This is a genomic window from Ureibacillus sp. 179-F W5.1 NHS, assembly GCF_045369345.1.
GTDB lineage: Bacteria > Bacillota > Bacilli > Bacillales_A > Planococcaceae > Ureibacillus > Ureibacillus halotolerans.
This window is the reverse complement of the sequence record NZ_JBIQFG010000024.1, coordinates 22,150-42,686: the sequence shown is the minus strand read 5'-3', so window position 1 is coordinate 42,686 and position 20,537 is coordinate 22,150. Positions and strand designations below refer to the sequence as shown.

The following is a 20,537-nucleotide window of genomic DNA, read 5'->3' as shown; positions in this document are numbered from 1 at the left end:
ACATTTCTGCCTTTTGTTTTTATTTTTTAGGTGTGTAGTTTAATAGTTGAAATAGCTCTACCTTTTCTTTTTCTGTTAAGTCTCTCCACTGGCCAACCTTTAAATTGCCAAGATGGATATTCATAATTCGAATTCGCTGTAATCGTTTTACGGAATAACCAAGGGCTGAACACATTCGACGAATTTGACGATTTAAACCTTGCTCCAAAATAATTTTAAATACATGGGATGATACTTTTTCAACTTTACAAGGTAATGTTTTTGTATCTAAAATCTCAACACCTGATGCCATTTGTTTTAAAAAGGATGTTGTAATTGGTTGGTCCACTTGTACAACATATTCTTTTTCGTGATGATTTTCGGCACGTAAAATTTCGTTTACGATATCACCATCATTGGTTAGCAGTAGTAACCCTTCCGATTCCTTATCTAGTCGACCAATATGGAAAATGCGTTTTGAATGTCCAACGAAGTCAACGACATTACCTTTCACATGTTTTTCTGTTGTACTAGTAATGCCAACGGGTTTATTTAATGCAATATATACTAATTCTTCTTCTTTTTTGACAGGTTTGCCATCAACGCAAACGACATCCCCGTCCTGAACTTGACTACCTATTGTAGCCAGTTCACCGTTAATCGTAATTCTACCTTCTTCAATCCATTTATCTGCACCACGACGAGAAACAACGCCTGTTTCGCTTAAAAATTTATTTATTCTCATAAAGTCTCCTATAAATGTAATAACTTAAGTATACAATAACAACGCTTTTTTGAATAAAACGAATACTACTTTTCAACTCTTATCCATATCTATTTTTGCCCGTTTCCATGTTAATAAACTTCTCTATCATACAATTAGCAACGTACTTATTAAATAAAATTCGTCGATTTAAAATTATTCTATTTATTTTATAAAAAAATCTATTTTTCTAGTTCTATTTTTAGAATAACCGTCATATAAATTAGTAATACCTTTTGATAAATGGGGGAAGTCAGCACGAAAGGGTATTGGCTTTAAAGATATCATAATGAAGGGGAGAAATTAAAAATGAGCGTACTAACATTGGCTTATGCATTTCCAAACACAGAAGGAGCAATTGTAAATTTCAAAGACAAGTATGATAACTTTATCGGAGGAGAATGGACGCCACCAGTCAAAGGTCAATACTTTGAAAATATAACGCCTGTTACGGGAAAAGTATTTACACAAGTAGCACGTTCAACAGAAGAAGATATCGAACTTGCTCTTGATGCAGCTCATGCAGCGAAGGAAGTATGGGGGAAAACATCCGTTGCAGAACGCGCAAAAATTTTAAATAAAATTGCTGACCGTATGGAAGAAAATTTAGAAATGTTAGCTGTCGCTGAAACTTGGGAAAATGGTAAAGCTGTACGAGAAACATTAAATGCAGATTTGCCGTTAGCAATTGACCATTTCCGTTACTTTGCGGGGGCAATTCGAGCGCAAGAAGGTGGCATTAGTCAAATTAATGACGATACAGTAGCTTACCATTTCCATGAACCTATTGGAGTAGTAGGTCAAATTATCCCTTGGAACTTCCCACTTTTAATGGCTTGCTGGAAACTTGCACCAGCGTTAGCAGCAGGAAACTGTGTCGTATTAAAGCCAGCTGAGCAAACTCCTGCATCCATCATGGTATTAATGGAATTAATAGAAGATTTATTACCACCTGGTGTATTAAATATTGTTAATGGCTTTGGTTTAGAGGCTGGAAAACCTTTAGCATCTAACCCACGAATCGGGAAAATTGCCTTTACTGGTGAAACGACAACTGGTCGTTTAATTATGCAATATGCATCCCAAAATATTATTCCCGTTACCCTTGAATTAGGTGGTAAATCACCAAATATTTTCTTTGAAGATGTGATGGAAGCAGATGATGAGTTTTTAGATAAAGCGATTGAAGGATTTGTATTATTTGCGTTAAACCAAGGCGAAGTATGTACTTGTCCTTCCCGCGCATTAATTCAAGAATCCATTTATGAGAAGTTTATGGAACGAGCATTAAAACGTGTAGAAGCAATTAAAACGGGTAACCCGTTAGATCCAAATACAATGATGGGTGCTCAAGCCTCTTCTGAACAAATGGAGAAAATTTTATCGTATATCGATATCGGTAAACAAGAAGGAGCAGAAGTATTAATTGGTGGAGAACGTAATCAACTAGGGGAAGACTTTACGGATGGTTATTACGTAAAACCTACTGTATTTAAAGGAGATAACAGCATGCGTATTTTCCAAGAAGAAATTTTTGGACCAGTAGTAGCTGTTACAACTTTCAAAACGAAGGAAGAGGCGTTGGAAATCGCTAATGACACACTTTACGGTTTAGGAGCAGGAGTTTGGACTCGTGACATTAACACAGCTTACCGTATTGGTCGCTCAATAGAGGCTGGTCGTGTATGGACGAACTGCTACCATGATTATCCTGCTCACGCAGCATTCGGTGGTTATAAAATGTCTGGTGTAGGTCGAGAAAATCACTTAATGATGTTGGAGCACTATCAACAAACGAAAAACTTGCTTGTTAGCTATAGCCCGAATAAGCTTGGCTTCTTCTAAACCATTTAACTTTGAAAGGGGATTTCATGTGGTTGAACGTGTAATCGCTACAGATGCTGCCCTTGAATTAATTGAAAAGTTAAAAGCGAAACATGGACCGATAATGTTCCATCAATCGGGTGGTTGCTGTGATGGTTCTTCCCCAATGTGTTACCCTGAAGGGGATTTAATCATTGGAAATGCCGATGTGTTGCTCGGTGAAATTGGTGGAGTGAAGTTTTACATGCATAAAAATCAATTCGATTATTGGAAGCATACACAACTCATTATTGATGTTGTGGACGGTCGCGGTGGTATGTTTTCATTAGAAGGAGTCGAAGGAAAACGGTTCTTAACTAAATCTAGGGCATTTAATGCTGAGGAATTAGCCCAATTAAAATAAAGGATAGACCTTTTGCTAAATGAACTGCCCCCTGTCAAGTAGACAGTGGAAATAATAAAAATAGAATTAAGTGGCTTGGGTCCTATACTCCATAGGGCTTAAGCCGTTTAATCGTTCTTGGTATCTTTTGTGATTATAAAATTACTTAATTCGTCAAACGCATCAAATTTATATAAATAATACTTCTCGCACTTTAATGTTCCCCAAAATGACTCCATTGGTCCATTATCAATACATCTCCCTACGCGTGATATACTATGTGTCATCTTCGCCTCATCAATTCTTCTCTTAAATCCATGTGATATATATTGATACCCTCGATCACTATGAATTAACGAATGTTCATTATGTAAGGTAGCGATTGCCTGATCTAACGTCGTAAATACCAAATCATTATTGTTTGAATGTCCTAATACGTAACTAATAATTGAACCATCATAATGGTCTAAAATAGCACTTAAATAGGCTTTCTTTGTACAACCGTATTTCAACTCTGTTACATCAGTCACCCATTTTTGATTAGGTTTATTTGAAGTAAATTCACGATTTAATAAATTCTCTGCAACATGTTGGGGAGTCGAACGAATATAACGTTTCCGTTTTCTACGAATAACGGATTGTAATCCAGCTACCTTCATTAAGCGATAGATTCGTTTGTGATTATAATGCTTGTTAAACCTACGGTTCAAATTTAGCTTCATACGGCGGTAACCATAAATCCCTTCAACTTGCTTGTAAAGAGCTTTCATTTCTTTGATGATTTTTTCATTTTCACGTTCTCTAGCAGTAGGTGTTCGATTTAGCCATTATAATAAGCTGAACGTGCAATTCCTGCAATTTTACAGAGGAGCGAAACAGAAAATTTCTCTTTAGTATGTAATTCTTGAATAGTCTATACTTGTCCATTGATTGAATTTGACTTAACGTCGCCTCCTTTCGACTTCCTCTAACTTTTTTAAAATGGGCTGGATGTTCCTTTCCCCGTATCTTTCATTGCTCTATGACCATTATACTTTTTAATCCATTGTCTCAAAACAGATTTACTAGATATCTCATACTTTCTTGTCACTTCTCTCAATGAATAATGATAGATAATCCTGAATAGCTGCTTCCTTTAACACTTTCGAATATGGTTTCCAGCTTTTAGCATTTTCTAGACCTTCTGCTCCTAAAGCTTCGTATTTATCTCTCCAAATCCTTATCGTCTCCTGATTAACATTAAACATAGATGCGATTTCATTTACTGAATAAATTCCATTTTCAAGTTGAGTTAATATAGCTAATTTTTATTCTCTGGAATGTTTAATTCTAGCCATAAAAAAGACTCTCCCTAGGTAAACAGATTTTATTTGTTATCTGTCTACCCGAAGGGGAGCATATCAAAGAATTTAGCAAGAGGTCTTTTCATTTTTGAAACGAATTTTCATCTCATCTCGTATAAAAGGTAAGGAGTGATTAAAAATGAGTGACGAACAATTTATAAAAGCATTTATAGATAACTATCATCGGGTTTTTAATTATACAGGGGGTCAGGACCCACAACTGACGATGTTTCTTGCAAGTACATATACATTTTCAAAAAAAGAATTTAGTGGGGTAATCTTACAAAAAATAATTGACGAAATCGAGGAAAAAACAAAATCCTCCTCGGTACGCCTTGATTTGAAAATGAAGTATAAATTGGCCATTCAATTTTCACAACAAAACAATATGGATGAAACAATTCAATCATTCATAAAGAAAGATCAATTGTTAAAAGAAGTTAAATTTAAAAATACCCCCCACCGCGCTTTAGCTGCTCTTTTTTTACAGGAAGATGATAGGGAACATGCCATTAGGGCAAAACAATTGTTTGATGAATTAAATCGTCAACAACGGATTTTAACGTCTAATGAAGATGTTCCATTTGTAGTGTATTTATCTTCAGATATGAACGAACAACCGAAAACGCAAGCAGACACCATTGTAAAATACTATAACGAATTAAGAGAAAATCATTTTACGATGGGGAATTCTCTTCAAGGGTTAGCCCAAATTTTGACTGTCTATAGTTCCGACTATAATGAAGTCTTATTGCAATATGTCGTACAATTACGGGAAGAATTATTAAAACGGGATATTAAAGTGAAAAGGATTCATTATCCATATTTAGGTGTATTAGCTCTAGCTGCTACAAATGAGTCGAAAGTAGATGCGATTGTCTCATTACATCATCAATTTATAGAGATAAAAGAGTTGAAAAGTAATAAATCATACGCCCTTATTATCGCTATAAAAAAGGTGATTCAAGATGTCCTTGAAATACAAGAATTAATTGAAATGACGCCTTTATCGGATCTTACTGGACTGTTAGATATCGCAGACATTCTTGTAGATTTGGTTGGATTTTTGCCGCCTGGCTTATCAGATGTAGTGGATTTTTTAAATTAACTACAAACTTTAGAAGAAGTGGATATTACCGAACAGTGTTACAATGGGGTTATAACGATGAGGAGAGTGGTATCTATGGAAAAAACAAAATTATGGATAAATGGTGTTTGGACAGATGCTAACGATGTTTACGCGTTAACAGCTCCTTATTCAGGGGAAACTATTGCAGAAGTGGCGAAAGCTTCTGTAGAGGATGTAGAACGAGCAATTGAAGGTGCTCATAAAGCCTTTCAATCTTTTAAAAAGACGACTGCTTATGAGAGGGCAGAAATTTTATATAAAGTGGTAGACATTATGCGCGGTCGTAAAGAGGAACTTGCAAAAATTCTAGCTTCTGAAGCTGGAAAGCCTTTAACGACGGCATTAATTGAAATTGATCGTACGATTTCAACGTATCAATTTTCAGCAGAAGCAGCAAAACAATCAATGGGTGAAACGGTTCCCCTTGATGCTGCACCAGGAACAAAGGATCGAATCGGCTATACGAAACGGGTTCCAATTGGTGTCGTTTCGGCGATTACACCCTTTAATTTCCCTTTCAACTTAGTTTCTCACAAATTAGGACCTGCCTTTGCCGTAGGGAATACAGTAGTGTTGAAGCCAGCTACTCAAACACCTTTAAGTGCATTAGTTATGGCAGAGATCTTTAAAGAAGCTGGTTTACCAGATGGGGCATTACAAATTGTTACAGGGTCAGGGGGAGAGTTAAGTGATACATTAGTAACACATCCCCTTGTGAAAAAAGTGACGTTTACTGGTAGTAGTGCTGTTGGACTTAAAATAAAAGAAAAAGTCGGATTGCGTAAGGTGACATTAGAACTAGGTTCAAATTCAGCACTTATTGTTGAACCTAGTACGCCAATTGAAAAGGTAGTTTCTCGATGTGTCGGTGGGGCCTTTGGATTTTCAGGGCAAGTTTGTATTTCGTTACAACGAGTATATGTACACGAATCGATATATGAACAATTTACGACTGCTTTTGTTGAAGAAACGAAGAAGTTGAAATTAGGAGATCCTCTAGATCCATCAACAGATGTGAGTGCAATGATTAATCCTAACGAAGTAGAACGTATCAAACAATGGATTGAAGAGGCGAAAGCTGCAGGAGCTGTTGTTGCGACAGGCGGAGAATTTACACAGCGAACATTAACGCCGACAGTTATGACGAATGTTCAACCGGATATGAAAATTGTTTGTCAAGAAACCTTTGCACCAATCGTTTCCATTGTACCTTATCAAACATTAGATGAGGCGATTGCATTAGTGAATGAATCCGATTTTGGTTTAAATGCTGGAATCTATACGAATGTTTTAACGGATGCGATGAAAGCTGCTGATGAAATAGAAGCTGGTACAGTTGTAATCAATGATATTCCAACTTTCCGAGTTGATAATATGCCTTATGGTGGTGTAAAAAGTAGTGGCTACGGTAGAGAAGGGGTTAAATTTGCGATTGATGAAATGACCGAATTGAAATTCATCACAATTAAAACAACCATTTAAATAATAGTTCTCGACTTTCGTTTTTTTAGGGTAAAATGAAATTAGGTTATCAAATATTAACATCAAGAGAGTAGTAACTATGGAGGGTTTATCATGAGCAATGCAGTGCCGATGAGTCATTCTCGTTCTTTTCAAACACACTTAGTTTTACCACCTGATACGAATCATCATCAATCTATTTTTGGTGGAAGAGTATTAGCTTATATCGATGAAATAGCAGCCATTACCTCTATGAAACATGCACGATCTGAAGTGGTGACAGCATCCTTTGATTCCGTTGATTTTATCTCTCCGGCTTATGCAGGTGATATTCTAGAACTAGAAGCAATGGTAACTTCCACAGGACGATCTTCAATGGAAGTTTACGTTCGAGTAATGTCACGAAATATTAAAACAGGGGTAGAAAAATTAACGACTGAATCCTTTGTGACCATGGTCGCCGTTAATAAGGAAGGGAAACCTATCCCGGTACCTAGTGTTTACCCAGAAACGGAAAGGGAGAAGCAACTGTTTGAAACAGGACATACTCGCAGGCAATTACGTCAAGCAAAAAAGGAAAGTACACAAAAGCGTCGACTGCTTTTAGAAAATGAATAAAAAAACAGGACCTTCTTATAGAGAAGGTCCTTTCTATTTAATCTGTTAATTCGTGAACAACATTTAGCAATGAATCGGAAGAAGCGGATACTTGGTCTACACTTTCGGTTAATTCGTGGATTAGTCTTGAAATCTCAGTAATGTCTTTAGTTGTGTTTGTATATTGTTCTTTAATCCCTGATACAGCTTTGGCTATAGAATTAAAGGATTCCTCAAGACTACGTTGTGTTTGTACACTCTTTTGCACTTGTTCATCCACATTGCCTACTGATGAAGTCATATTTTCGATATTTTCTTCTGTTTCGCGAATTAAGTGAGAAACATTTTGAACTGCGCTCTTCGTCTCTTCGGCTAGTTTACGAACCTCTTCAGCAACAACTGCAAAGCCTTTTCCATGCTCACCAGCCCGTGCAGCTTCAATGGAAGCATTTAATGCTAATAAGTTTGTTTGATCGGCGATACCTGTTACTAAACCAACGATTTCTGTTATTTTCTGAGAAGAAGCTCGTAAGTTGATCATCGATTTTTCTAACATATTGACTCGTTCTAAAATAACATTCATTAACTCTGTTTGTGTTTCAATATGTGCTTTTCCATAATTTGATTTTTCTTCTGTATCCGCTACAAAATCTAGTCCTTGTTTTGTTGCTGTAGCAATACTTCCAGATTCCGAAGAAATGGCATGTAATGAAGCAGTCGTTTCTTGGCTGATAGCATGTAATTCTTCAGCAGTATTTTGTACTGTGTTCAATAAGGAATGTTTCATATCTTCCACAATCTGACGAATTCGTTGTTGTTCCGCATCGTAAGCTTGAATAACTAATTGTTGTTCCAAATTAATGATTTTCGAAAAGGCATTAATCGCTTTTGTCGTATCTTCTTTTGAAATATCTAATCCATTAACAAAATGGATAAATGTAGTCATTAATGATTGGAAGGAGCTTATATACCATTGGGATTCTAATCCAATACGTACATGAGTAGCGGCAATTTTTTTTCGTTCTTCTATATAGTTGCTATTAATACGACTTTCAAAAATATCGGTAATATGTTTTGTAAGGGTTACTTTTAATCGTTCAATTTTCGAATGTTTATTAATAATCCCCATTAAATGATCGCTTTGCATAATTGCTGCATAAAATTGATTCACCATTTCTGGAATAAATTGTTCAGTGAAAGGTTTTAATTGTCTTAAAATCGCTAATTCTTCTTTTGTTAATTTAATTAATTGAATTTGTTTAGTTAAGTCTGGGTACTTTGCAACATCTAGCTCGACTTCGTTTATGTATTTTTCAACTTCGAAATAGTTTGCTAACACTTTTTGTGAATTACTTCTGAAAATAGCCATCCTTTTATCCATTCCATTCCATTATGTATTTACCTATATTATCGTTCTATTTTCATAGATTGTAACAATAATATATTGAAAATATTATGAAATTTTACATAGATTGTTAGTTGGATTAAATTATGAAATAGTAACCTAACTATAGGGCTAATTTGTATTTTGTTTTTATCCCATGTAAAATACGAGTAGTTTATGATGTAACTAACGTGGAAAAGTGAAGTAAATATTTATAGAAAAGGAAGTTAAAGATGGAAAAGCACCGCTTTAAATTTGTTATCCCAACAATGGTCATTGTTGCTATAGGCTCTATTTTCATGTTAAGAAACTATTTTCAGGAAGTTTCAACCCGTGATAGTGTATTACTTGTAGTAATAGCAACTATCTTTTCTGGAATGATTGCTTATTTATTATTCCCGTATAATAATGAAGAAAAACCAGATCCAAAGCCAGAAAGTAGTAAGAAAAAAGTATCCAAATAATGAATTATGTTGATAGACCGCTAGTTTTACTGGCGGTTTTTTATTTTTAAATAAGGTTTATTCGTTTGAAAAAAAGTGAAACTATTTAGTACGAACTTCGTAAATATACTATAACTATAAAAACGAAACGAAAGGTTGATTTATAAATGGATAATAAATGGGCAAAGGTAATCATACATGCAAGTGCCTTTTTGATGCCTGTACTTATTCCAGTCCTATTCTGGCTACTAAGTTCAGAACATGAAATTAAAAGAATTTCGATCCAAGCTTTACTATTCCAAGGTGTTATGTGGATTTTAAATACTATTTCAATAATCTTTAGCTTTTTAATTATTGGAATTCCGTTTTTAATTGTCTTCGGAATTATGACGGTTGTTGTTCCGATTATTGGCATTGTGAAAGCGTTAATGGGTGAAAATTGGAATTACCCGATTGTTGGTCGTTGGGTATAAAAATAGGTTTAGTTTAAGTGAATAAAAGGAATACTAAGAAATAAATCCAAAATTAACCAGAATGGTATGTGGAGACTATTTCTTAATCCTTCGCTCAAAAAGCTAAAATGAGGGTGGTCTCAACTATTAATGAGACCGCCTTTTTTATGGATATAAATAGGATAGCTATAAAATAATTTAAACGCTATTCGAACGAAAAAATAGTATAGGCATTTGATTTGCATTTTGATTTTGATGTTAATATAATATAGTCAAATATAGTCAAAGTCAGAAATGGATGGGGTGAGGTATAAAAATGAGAAATATATCTGACATCATTGAAGGGTATTTGAAACAAGTTATCGAATTAGGTGGTCAAGGACATATTGAAATCAAACGAAGTGAATTGGCGGATAAATTTCAATGTGTACCATCGCAAATCAATTATGTTATTAATACGAGATTTACCGCCGAAAGAGGCTACTTAGTTGAAAGTAAACGTGGTGGTGGGGGATATATTCGAATTTTACGAGTAAGAGCTCATTCTAAGATTGATTTGATTGAAGATATGATAGACCAAATTGATAACGGTGCTACCCAATCGATGGCAGAGGATATTATCTATCGTTTGATCGATGAAGAAGTCATTTCTAAACGGGAAGCAAAATTAATGCTTGCTGCAATTGATCGGTCGACTCTTCGAATACAATTGCCGACGAGGGACCAATTGAGGTCATTGATTTTAAAGTCTATGTTAACAACATTAAAATACGATAAATAGGAACAATAGGTAATATAAAGGAAGTTCATTACTTATTTATTACTTTCCATACTTATTTGATAAAAGAGGTGAGGTCATGAATTGTGAACACTGTAAGGAACGTCAGGCTACAGTAACGGTTACACAAGTAATTAATGGCCAAAAAAGCGAAAAACACTATTGTGAGGTATGTGCACAAAATTTTCATCCTTTCAATTTAGATTTTCATAAAGAAGAACAAATTCCAATTCATCAACTTGTTTCCAATTTATTTGGTTTACCAGTGTGGAATAACGGGGTAGAAAAGGTCCAATCGACAAGTCAGAAAGCAACTGAATGCCCAAAATGCGGTTTTACTTTTCGTAAGTTCTTGAATGAAGGGAAGCTTGGTTGTCCACAATGTTATGAAACTTTCAGTACACAGCTTCCACAAGTATTAAATAAAATTCAAGCTGGAACAAAGCATAGCGGTAAAGCTCCGGGCAAACCAAGTCATCATAACGAGTGGATCAAAAAACAAATTGAAACAGCTCGAGAACAACTACAATTAGCGATTGCAGATGAACGTTTTGAAGATGCTGCCAAGCTGCGGGATGAAATAAGAGATATGGAACGCAAGCTTGATCGTGGAGGTGTTGATACACCATGAATTTAGAACATTTTTTGAAAAGTGAGGCGCCAGGCTGGATGGATGTTAAAGGTCTTGATGCAGATATTGTATTAAGTACACGCATTCGATTAGCAAGAAACTTAGATGGATATCGTTTCCCTTTAAGTTTTACGGATGGGGAAGCACAACAAATTGATGACGTTGTCACACAAGCTTTAATGGCGATTAATGACGAGCATAAGTTTTCCCATTTTACAATTAAAGAAATGCCTTCATTGCAACGTCAAGTGTTAGTTGAAAAACATTTAATTAGCCCTCTATTAGCTAAAAAAGAAAAGTCAGCTTCCGTTCTTATTTCAAATGACGAAACGATCAGCATTATGGTAAACGAGGAAGATCATTTACGAATCCAATGTTTAGCTCCTGGATTACAGCTTTTAGAAACATATGCAGAGGCTTCGAAATTGGATCATCAATTGGAGAAACATTTACCATATGCGTATAATGATACATTTGGTTATTTAACAAGTTGCCCAACGAATGTTGGAACAGGACTTCGTGCATCCGTTATGATGCATCTACCTGCCCTAACGATGTCTAAGCAAATTAAGGTTGTTACACAAATGCTAGCCCGCTTAGGAATGGTTGTAAGAGGGATATATGGAGAAGGTAGTGAAAACCTAGGAAACATTTATCAAATCTCCAACCAAGTAACTCTTGGAAAGTCGGAAGAGGAAATTTTAGAAGACTTACAAAATGTAGTTGTCCAAATTATTAAAAATGAACGAGGCGCACGAGAGGCATTATTCAAAAATTCTCGAATAGTATTAGAAGACCGCTTTAATCGCTCATTAGGTATTTTAAAATATGCGTGTATTATGACGAGCGAAGAAGCTGCTGCTTGTTTATCCAATGTTCGCCTTGGAGTGGATTTAGGAATCATTAAGGAAGTTCCATTACATGTTTTAAATGAGTGTATGATCCTCATACAACCCGGCTTTGTACAACAATATGCCGGTACAACTCTTCAAGCAAGTGAACGCGATATGTATAGAGCAAAACTTTTACGTGAAAAGCTTAATACGAACAATCAAAAGTTAATGGGAAAAGGAGAGGAAAGATATGATGTTTAACCGTTTTACTCAACGTGCACAAAAAGTATTGCAATTAGCACAAGAAGAAGCTATTCGTTGGAAGCACGAATCTATAGGAACAGAACATATTTTACTTGGCCTTATTCGTGAAGGCGGTGGAATTGCAGCAAAAGCATTAGAAGCAATCGATGTAAGTCCACAAATTATTGAATCAGGCATTGAGGAGTTAGTGGGGAAAGGTTCAAAAGATGTCGGTCCAATCGTTCATTATACTCCAAGAGCTAAAAAGGTAATTGAATTATCGGTAGATGAATCTAGAAAATTAGGTCATGCTTATATAGGAACAGAACATATATTACTTGCTTTAATCCGAGAAGGTGAAGGAGTAGCTGCTCGAGTTTTAGCGAATGCGGGTGTTAGCTTAAACAAAGCTCGTCAACAAGTTCTTTTATTACTTGGAAACAATGACGCAGCTCAAAACTCAACAAACCCAACTCAATCGGTAAATACACCGACTTTAGATGGATTAGCTCGTGACTTAACGGCCATTGCCCGTGAAGGTTCATTGGATCCAGTGATTGGCCGTAGCAAAGAAATTACACGAGTAATTGAAGTACTATCCCGCCGTACGAAAAACAACCCTGTATTAATTGGTGAACCCGGGGTAGGTAAAACGGCTATTGCAGAAGGTCTTGCACAACAAATCGTCAATAATGAAGTACCTGAAACCCTTCGTGATAAACGGGTGATGACATTAGATATGGGTACTGTTGTTGCGGGTACTAAATATCGCGGTGAATTTGAAGACCGCTTGAAAAAAGTAATGGATGAAATTCGCCAAGCAGGTAACGTAATTCTTTTCATTGATGAATTACACACATTAATCGGTGCTGGCGGTGCAGAAGGTGCTATTGATGCATCGAATATTTTAAAACCTTCATTAGCCCGTGGTGAACTACAATGTATTGGGGCTACAACATTAGATGAATATCGTAAATACATTGAAAAGGATGCAGCGTTAGAACGTCGTTTCCAACCAATTCAAGTAGATGAACCAACTGTAGATGAAACAATTCAAATTATTAAAGGTTTAAGAGATCGTTATGAAGCGCATCACCGTGTGAAAATTACGGATGAAGCAGTAGAAGCGGCAGCAAAATTATCTGATCGATATATTTCCGATCGTTTCTTACCAGATAAAGCGATTGATTTAATCGATGAAGCAGGTTCAAAAGTACGCTTACGTTCTTTCACAGTGCCACCAAACTTAAAAGCTTTGGAAGATAAATTAGAAAACGTTCGTAACGAAAAAAATGCGGCAGTTTCAAGCCAAGAGTTTGAAAAAGCGGCTGCCCTTCGTGATACAGAACAAAAAATTAAAGATGAATTAGAGCAAACAAAGAAAACATGGAAAGAAAAACAAGGTAAAGAAGAGTCTAAAGTGACTGTTGAAGACATTGCAATGGTTGTTTCCATGTGGACTGGAATTCCTGTTTCAAAAATTGCTCAAGAAGAATCAGCGAAATTACTAAACTTAGAAGAAGAATTGCACAAACGTGTCGTTGGTCAAGGAGAAGCGGTTGAAGCGATTTCTCGTGCTATCCGCCGTGCCCGTGCAGGGTTAAAAGATCCAAAACGACCAATCGGTTCATTCATTTTCCTAGGTCCTACTGGTGTTGGTAAAACAGAACTTGCCCGTGCTCTAGCAGAAGTAATGTTCGGCGATGAAGATGCAATGATTCGAATCGACATGTCAGAATACATGGAGAAACATTCGACTTCCCGTCTTGTAGGTTCACCTCCAGGTTACGTTGGATTCGATGAAGGCGGACAGTTAACTGAAAAAGTTCGTCGTAAACCATACTCTGTTGTATTGCTGGATGAGATTGAAAAGGCTCACCCAGATGTGTTCAACATTTTACTTCAAGTATTAGATGACGGTCGTTTAACGGATTCAAAAGGTCGTACAGTAGACTTCCGAAACACGGTTGTTATTATGACTTCTAACGTCGGCGCAGATGCCCTTAAATATCAAAAATCTTTAGGTTTCGGAATTGGTGATAATTCTGCTAACAAATATAAAGATATGAAAGGGACAATGCTTGAGGAATTGAAAAAAGCATTCCGTCCTGAATTCTTAAACCGTATCGATGAAATGATTGTGTTCCACTCTCTAGAAAAAGACGAATTAAAACAAATTATTTCATTAATGGCAAACTCTTTAACAACTCGCTTAAAAGAGCAAAATATTGAGCTTGAGTTGACAGATGCTGCATTAGAGAAAATTGCAGAAGAAGGATACGATCCACAATACGGAGCTCGTCCATTACGTCGTGCCCTTCAAAAACATGTGGAAGATCGTTTATCCGAAGAGTTGCTAAAAGGTACGATTTCAACAGGTCAAAGTGTTGTGATTGACTATGTTGATAATGAATTTATCGTCTTACCCAAAAGCGAAGTTCTTTCAAATTAATGCATAATTATAGGTGGTTGACTTAATTTCTAGTCAACCACCTTTTTAATATGGAAGGATTTTACGTGGGGAAATATAAGGAACTTTCAAAGGTTGTCATGTACAATGAACATAAGATTACTAATGAAGGAGAGACGATATGGTAAAAAAGAAAACGAAATTCTGTTGTAACTCCTGTGGCTATGAATCTCCAAAGTGGATGGGGCGTTGTCCGGGCTGTGGTGGATGGAACACGATGGTTGAGGAAGTAGAAGTAATAACGAAAGGTCCTCGAGGTGCTTTTCAACATTCAAATTCCATCTCGCAAAAAGCCACTCCTATTATCAATGTAGAAACTTCGGATGAACCGCGTGTTGAAACCGAAATGGAAGAGTTAAATCGGGTGCTAGGTGGAGGGATTGTTCCGGGATCCCTCGTATTGATTGGCGGAGACCCTGGGATAGGGAAATCAACTTTACTGCTTCAAGTATCAGCCCTTTTATCCAATAAAGGTCATCGTTTATTGTACATATCCGGAGAAGAATCAATGCGTCAAACAAAGTTGCGGGCGGCAAGAATTGGTGTGAAATCTCCTGAGCTATATATCCTTTCCGAAACGAATTTGGAATTAATTAACCAATCAATCGAAGAAGTACAACCTAAATTTGTTATTGTCGATTCCATTCAAACAATTCATCATCCAGAAGTTACAAGTGCTGCTGGTAGTGTCTCTCAAGTTCGTGAATGTACTTCGGAATTAATGCGCATTGCTAAAACAAAAGGAATCGCCATTTTCCTAGTAGGCCACGTAACAAAGGAAGGGCAAATTGCAGGTCCAAGATTACTAGAACATATGGTAGATACAGTTTTATATTTCGAAGGGGAACGGCATCATACGTATCGAATATTGCGCAGCGTAAAAAATCGTTTTGGTTCGACGAACGAAATTGCAATATTTGAAATGGTTCATGCAGGTTTAAAAGAAGTTTCTAACCCTTCAGAGCTGTTTTTAGAGGAGCGTTCCCACGATGTAGCAGGTTCGACCATTGTTGCTTCTATGGAAGGTACAAGGCCGATTTTAGTCGAGATTCAATCACTCGTCACACCGACTAGTTTTAATTATCCTAAACGGATGGCTACGGGAGTAGAACAAAATCGGGTTCAATTACTTATGGCGGTTTTAGAAAAACGAATGGGGATGCTTTTACAAGCCCAAGATGCCTATATAAAAGTAGCGGGTGGAGTTAAACTAGATGAACCAGCGATTGACTTAGCTGTTTTAACTTCCATCGTTTCCAGTTTTAAAGATCAACCAGTTAAAGGTACAGATTGTTTTGTTGGCGAAGTAGGGCTAACTGGTGAGGTTCGACGGGTTTCAAGAATTGAACAACGAGTTCAAGAAGCAGCGAGACTAGGTTTTAAACGGGCATTTATTCCAGCTTCCAATTTAGGGGGATGGGATTATCCGAACGGTATTCAAGTCATTGGAGTAGAAACAATCAATGAAGCATTAAGAGCGTGTTTCCAAGACTTGTAGCCATTCTTTTTAGTAAAAAAATAATAAATGGAGTATGCCTATACAATCATTTTTAGTGTATAGGCATTTTTCCGTTTGATTTTGGTTAGAAATAGACATAACTTAACATATAAGTAAAACAGTAGCTAATTTTTCCAAATGAAAAATTAGCTGATGTATTTATAGGGCAAACTATACTGGAACTATGTATAATTGTTATTAAAGAAAAGGAGGTGGAAGTATGTTAAAAAGAGTAATACAAATTGCTTTCTTATTAATTGGAGGGGCGTTAGGCTTTGTTTTTTTACCGCCATTATACGAATTCATTAATTTATCATCTAATCCTTGGCTTAACAATCCATATGTATCCATATTACTAGGAGCAATCTTGTTATTCCTTTTATCATTCTCGTTATCAGACTACTTTGTTAAGTTGATTGAGTGGATGGAAAACGTGTTATTTAAAATCCCAGCAGCTGATCTATTGTTTGGGACATTTGGACTTATTGTAGGGTTAATTGTTGCGTTTTTAGTTGGGTTTGCCATTGAACGTATTCAGATTCCTATTATTACGGAGATTATACCGATCTTATTATCAATTATCCTTGGTTATTTAGGTTTCCGTGTAGGGTTTACAAAGCGGGATGAACTATCGCAAATGTTTACGAAATCAAGTTCCCTTCCTAGGAAAAAACAACTGGATGTATCAACGCTCCAAGTAAATGAAGTGAAGACAAATTATAAATTGCTTGATACAAGCGTCATTATCGATGGGAGAATTGCTGATATTTCATCAACAGGATTTATTGAAGGTGTGCTAATTGTACCTCAATTCGTTTTAACGGAACTTCAGCATATTGCCGATTCGTCCGATACGTTAAAGCGTACCCGCGGTCGAAGGGGTCTTGATATATTGAAAAAACTTCAAGATGAACGGGCAACAACCGTGCAAATTTCAGAAGAAGACTTTGAAGATGTCCAGGAAGTTGATTTAAAACTAGTACGTCTAGCGAAAAAGATGGGAGCACAAATTTTAACGAATGATTTTAATCTAAATAAAGTTTGTGAGCTACATCATGTGGAAGTACTAAATATAAATGATTTAGCAAACGCCGTAAAGCCGGTTGTAATACCTGGAGAGGAAATGCAAGTGGTTGTGATTAAAGACGGGAAAGAGCACAATCAAGGCGTCGCCTACTTAGATGATGGTACGATGATTGTCGTAGAAGGTGGACGTAGCTATATTGGCCAATCGATTACGGTAACAGTAACAAGTGTCCTGCAAACATCTGCAGGGCGTATGATATTTGCAAAACCTAAGGATGAACAAGTAGCGTAAGCAACTTAGGTTTTTTGAGATTAGGAAGTGGATATGTGAATTACGAAGTAGTACTCCCTGCAGCTGGCAGTGGTAAACGGATGGGCGCGGGGCAAAATAAATTATTTTTATCCCTTGGGGGTAAACCAATTTTAATTCGTACTTTAGAAGTTTTTCAAAATGATGATAATTGTACAGGTATTTGGTTAGCGGTAAAGGCTGAAGAACGGGATTATATTCAACATTTGTTGGAAGAGTATGGCATAACAAAGGTAAAGGGATTGCCAAATGGAGGCGAAGAGCGACAACACTCTGTATATGCTTGCATTAAAGAAATGGAACAAGTTGATATTGTGCTTGTTCATGATGCTGCTAGACCATTTATTACAAAGCCTATTATATCCCGTCTCGTAACGGAAGCCTATGAAAAAGGGGCAGTAATTGCTGGAGTTAAGGCAAAAGATACGATGAAGAAAGTAAACAATGGTGTCATTGTTGAAACAGTTGATCGGGAAAGTTTATGGATGATTCAAACGCCTCAAGCCTTTCGTTTTGAATTGTTAAAGCGGGCAGAAGAAGAGGCTGAGGCAATCGGCTTTTTAGGAACCGATGAGGCAATGCTAGTTGAGCGTTTAAATCATCAGGTTTATATTGTAGAAAGCACCTATGAAAATGTAAAAATAACAACAAAGGAAGATTTAGTTTTCGGGGAAGCGATATTAAGGCACCGTAACGAGCTAGGAGGATAATGATGTTTAGAGTAGGACAAGGATTTGACGTTCATGCGTTTGCAGAAGGACGTCCATTAATTTTAGGTGGGATTACAATTCCCCATGATCGCGGATTGTTAGGGCATTCTGATGCAGATGTCCTATTACATACTGTGACAGATGCGGCTCTAGGCGCTATTGGGGAAGGAGATATCGGACATCATTTTCCAGATACAGACCCGGCGTTCAAAGACGCGGATAGCGCGAAATTGCTAGAGTACATTTGGAAAATTGTTGAAGATAAAGGGTATGTTTTAGGGAATGTGGATTGTACAGTTATGGCTCAGCGTCCAAAGCTTGCGCCATATATTGAGCAAATGCGGAATCGAATCGCCGAACTATTAAATGCCGAACCTACCCAAGTAAATGTAAAAGCAACTACAACAGAAAAGTTAGGATTTACTGGACGTGAAGAAGGAATAGCTGCAATGGCGACCATTTTATTAATCAAAAAATAAAAGTTTCACGGACTAGTTGGAAAAAGTTCTATCGGAATACTGGATATAACTTCAACTACCTTTCTTTTCATTCTGATTTTAGAGTGGTAAAATGTACAAGATTAATCAAGGACGTTCAGTTTTTAAAAAGTTATCGTATTTTTAAAAAATGGTTATAACTGAACCAATTTAGGAGGCACTTATTTTATGACGAAGGAAGTTCGCGTTCGTTATGCGCCAAGTCCAACAGGTTTTTTACACATTGGTGGGGCACGTACAGCGCTATTTAACTATTTATATGCAAAACACCATAACGGTAAATTTATCGTACGTATTGAAGATACAGATATTGAACGAAATGTAGAAGGCGGAGAAGCGTCCCAACTAGATAATTTGCGTTGGTTAGGGATTATTCCTGATGAGTCGATTGATATTGGTGGACCGTATGCCCCTTACCGTCAAATGGAACGATTAGATATTTATAAAAAACATGCCGAAGAATTGTTAGAGCGCGGAATTGCTTATAAATGTTTTTGTACTTCAGAAGAGTTAGAAGCTTCCCGTGAAGCGCAACGAGCAAAAGGTGTTGCTGCACCTACTTATGACGGAAAATGCCGTCACTTAACAAAAGAAGAGGTAGCTGCGAAAGAAGCGGAAGGAATTCCTTATACGATTCGTATGCGTGTTCCTGAAAACACAACTTATCGCTTTAATGACTTAGTACGTGGTGAAGTAACGTTTGAGTCAAAGGATATTGGTGATTGGGTAATTGTGAAAGCAAACGGTATCCCGACTTATAACTATGCTGTTGTATTAGATGACCACTTCATGGATATTACCCATGTATTCCGTGGGGAAGAACATTTATCGAATACACCAAAACAGATGATGATTTTTGATGCTTTTGGTTGGGAATACCCACAATACGGCCATATGACATTAATTGTTAATGAAGATCATAAAAAATTATCTAAGCGCGATGAATCGATTATTCAATTCGTTACCCAATATAAAGAACTTGGTTATTTACCAGAAGCGATGTTTAACTTCTTTGCCCTTTTAGGTTGGTCACCAGAAGGAGAAGAAGAAATCTTTACAAAAGACCAATTCATCGAAATTTTTGATGAAAAACGTCTTTCAAAATCACCATCTATGTTCGATAAAAATAAACTAACATGGATGAACAACCAATATATTAAAAAGCTTTCCCTTGAGGAAGTAGTAGAATTATCATTACCACATCTTCAAAAGGCTGGTTTACTTCCAGAACAATTAACGGAAGAACAACAAGCGTGGGCTACAGCATTAATCTCTCTATATCATAACCAAATGAGTTATGGTGCTGAGATCGTTGAATTATCTAGCCTATTCTTTACAGAAGAAATTGAATATGATGAAGCTGCGAAAGAAGTTTTAGCAGGGGAACAAGTACCTGAAGTAATGGCTGCATTCAAAGCGCAACTTGAAGCACTTGAAAGTTTTGACGCGCCATCGATTAAAGCAGCAATTAAAGCTGTTCAAAAAGAAACAGGCCATAAAGGGAAAAATTTATTTATGCCAATTCGTGTTGTAACGACTGGTCAAACTCATGGTCCAGAACTTCCGGATTCCATTGCTTTAATTGGAAAGGAAAAAGCGATTGCACGCATTGAGAAATTCGTAAAATAACGAACTTGCATTTTAGTTGACTTTTCAATTACCTATTGTAAAATGTATTTAACTTTGCAAGAAGAAACTATACGTGAAAAGATATAAATCATTTTAAAGCGTTGATAAGGAGAAGTACGTAAAAAATGTTTTAAAGAGAGGGTCATCACCGGCTG

At 36.6% G+C, this 20,537-nt stretch carries 18 protein-coding genes, 1 pseudogene and 1 other annotated feature (1 of these 20 running past the window's edge); of the genes and pseudogenes, 16 read left to right on the top strand and 3 right to left on the bottom strand.

Features of this window, described 5'->3' with window-relative positions:
- Positions 1-19: 19 nt before the first annotated feature.
- Positions 20-724 carry a 23S rRNA pseudouridine(2604) synthase RluF gene (gene rluF, locus ACH0B5_RS11610; RefSeq protein ID WP_122973437.1) on the bottom strand — a complete coding sequence of 235 codons (705 nt, stop codon included), beginning with the start codon at positions 722-724 and terminating at the stop codon, positions 20-22.
- A 342-nt stretch (positions 725-1,066) separates the two neighbouring features.
- Between rluF and adh the strand changes: the two genes are divergently transcribed.
- Positions 1,067-2,587, top strand: a complete 1,521-nt coding sequence (adh, locus tag ACH0B5_RS11605; protein WP_341362996.1) for an aldehyde dehydrogenase — start codon at positions 1,067-1,069, stop codon at positions 2,585-2,587.
- Positions 2,588-2,615: 28 nt separating this feature from the next.
- Positions 2,616-2,969 carry a DUF779 domain-containing protein gene (locus ACH0B5_RS11600; protein ID WP_122973438.1) on the top strand — a complete coding sequence of 118 codons (354 nt, stop codon included), beginning with the start codon at positions 2,616-2,618 and terminating at the stop codon, positions 2,967-2,969.
- A 66-nt stretch (positions 2,970-3,035) separates the two neighbouring features.
- Here the strand turns inward: ACH0B5_RS11600 and ACH0B5_RS11595 are convergent.
- Positions 3,036-4,246: pseudogene (locus ACH0B5_RS11595) on the bottom strand (IS3 family transposase).
- 184 nt (positions 4,247-4,430) lie between these two features.
- Here ACH0B5_RS11595 and ACH0B5_RS11590 point away from each other — a divergent pair.
- The 3 genes from ACH0B5_RS11590 (at position 4,431) to ACH0B5_RS11580 (ending at position 7,499) form a co-directional block, all read left to right on the top strand.
- Positions 4,431-5,399 carry a DUF4003 family protein gene (locus ACH0B5_RS11590; protein ID WP_341362873.1) on the top strand — a complete coding sequence of 323 codons (969 nt, stop codon included), beginning with the start codon at positions 4,431-4,433 and terminating at the stop codon, positions 5,397-5,399.
- 75 nt (positions 5,400-5,474) lie between these two features.
- On the top strand, positions 5,475-6,902 hold the full coding sequence (locus ACH0B5_RS11585) for an aldehyde dehydrogenase family protein (RefSeq protein ID WP_122973440.1): 1,428 nt from the start codon (positions 5,475-5,477) through the stop codon (positions 6,900-6,902).
- Positions 6,903-6,995: 93 nt separating this feature from the next.
- Positions 6,996-7,499, top strand: a complete 504-nt coding sequence (locus ACH0B5_RS11580; protein WP_122973441.1) for an acyl-CoA thioesterase — start codon at positions 6,996-6,998, stop codon at positions 7,497-7,499.
- 37 nt (positions 7,500-7,536) lie between these two features.
- Here the strand turns inward: ACH0B5_RS11580 and ACH0B5_RS11575 are convergent, their stop codons facing one another.
- Positions 7,537-8,847, bottom strand: coding sequence for a globin-coupled sensor protein (locus ACH0B5_RS11575; protein ID WP_174232653.1), 1,311 nt, complete (start codon positions 8,845-8,847; stop codon positions 7,537-7,539).
- Positions 8,848-9,095: 248 nt separating this feature from the next.
- Here ACH0B5_RS11575 and ACH0B5_RS11570 point away from each other — a divergent pair, with 248 nt between their 5' ends.
- The 11 genes from ACH0B5_RS11570 to gltX all read left to right on the top strand — a co-directional run bounded on the left by ACH0B5_RS11570 (position 9,096) and on the right by gltX (position 20,382).
- The gene (locus tag ACH0B5_RS11570; protein ID WP_122971237.1) at positions 9,096-9,326 is read left to right on the top strand and encodes an accessory gene regulator B family protein; all 231 of its coding nucleotides are present in this window, start codon (positions 9,096-9,098) and stop codon (positions 9,324-9,326) included.
- A gap of 146 nt (positions 9,327-9,472) precedes the next feature.
- Positions 9,473-9,778 (top strand): magnetosome magnetite crystal formation protein family, encoded by a 306-nt coding sequence (locus ACH0B5_RS11565; RefSeq protein ID WP_122971238.1) that lies wholly within the window; start codon positions 9,473-9,475, stop codon positions 9,776-9,778.
- A gap of 295 nt (positions 9,779-10,073) precedes the next feature.
- Positions 10,074-10,538, top strand: coding sequence for a CtsR family transcriptional regulator (locus ACH0B5_RS11560; protein WP_122971239.1), 465 nt, complete (start codon positions 10,074-10,076; stop codon positions 10,536-10,538).
- 76 nt (positions 10,539-10,614) lie between these two features.
- Positions 10,615-11,166, top strand: coding sequence for a UvrB/UvrC motif-containing protein (locus ACH0B5_RS11555; protein WP_122971240.1), 552 nt, complete (start codon positions 10,615-10,617; stop codon positions 11,164-11,166).
- On the top strand, positions 11,163-12,260 hold the full coding sequence (gene mcsB, locus ACH0B5_RS11550; RefSeq protein ID WP_122971241.1) for a protein-arginine kinase McsB: 1,098 nt from the start codon (positions 11,163-11,165) through the stop codon (positions 12,258-12,260). The genes ACH0B5_RS11555 and mcsB overlap by 4 nt, the downstream gene beginning before the upstream one ends.
- Positions 12,250-14,694: an ATP-dependent Clp protease ATP-binding subunit gene (locus tag ACH0B5_RS11545; RefSeq protein ID WP_122971242.1), complete on the top strand. Its 2,445-nt coding sequence runs from the start codon at positions 12,250-12,252 to the stop codon at positions 14,692-14,694. The genes mcsB and ACH0B5_RS11545 overlap by 11 nt, the downstream gene beginning before the upstream one ends.
- Positions 14,695-14,833: 139 nt before the next feature.
- The gene (gene radA / locus ACH0B5_RS11540) at positions 14,834-16,210 is read left to right on the top strand and encodes a DNA repair protein RadA (protein ID WP_122971243.1); all 1,377 of its coding nucleotides are present in this window, start codon (positions 14,834-14,836) and stop codon (positions 16,208-16,210) included.
- Positions 16,211-16,430: 220 nt separating this feature from the next.
- The gene (locus ACH0B5_RS11535; RefSeq protein ID WP_122971244.1) at positions 16,431-17,528 is read left to right on the top strand and encodes a PIN/TRAM domain-containing protein; all 1,098 of its coding nucleotides are present in this window, start codon (positions 16,431-16,433) and stop codon (positions 17,526-17,528) included.
- Positions 17,529-17,563: 35 nt separating this feature from the next.
- A complete protein-coding gene (ispD, locus tag ACH0B5_RS11530; RefSeq protein WP_122971245.1) occupies positions 17,564-18,256 on the top strand; it encodes a 2-C-methyl-D-erythritol 4-phosphate cytidylyltransferase in 693 nt (230 codons plus the stop codon).
- A 2-nt stretch (positions 18,257-18,258) separates the two neighbouring features.
- Positions 18,259-18,735 carry a 2-C-methyl-D-erythritol 2,4-cyclodiphosphate synthase gene (gene ispF / locus ACH0B5_RS11525; RefSeq protein WP_122971246.1) on the top strand — a complete coding sequence of 159 codons (477 nt, stop codon included), beginning with the start codon at positions 18,259-18,261 and terminating at the stop codon, positions 18,733-18,735.
- A gap of 186 nt (positions 18,736-18,921) precedes the next feature.
- Positions 18,922-20,382, top strand: a complete 1,461-nt coding sequence (gltX, locus tag ACH0B5_RS11520; protein ID WP_122971247.1) for a glutamate--tRNA ligase — start codon at positions 18,922-18,924, stop codon at positions 20,380-20,382.
- Between the two features lie 92 nt (positions 20,383-20,474).
- Positions 20,475-20,537 (top strand) — a binding site (T-box leader); it runs 170 nt beyond the window's last position.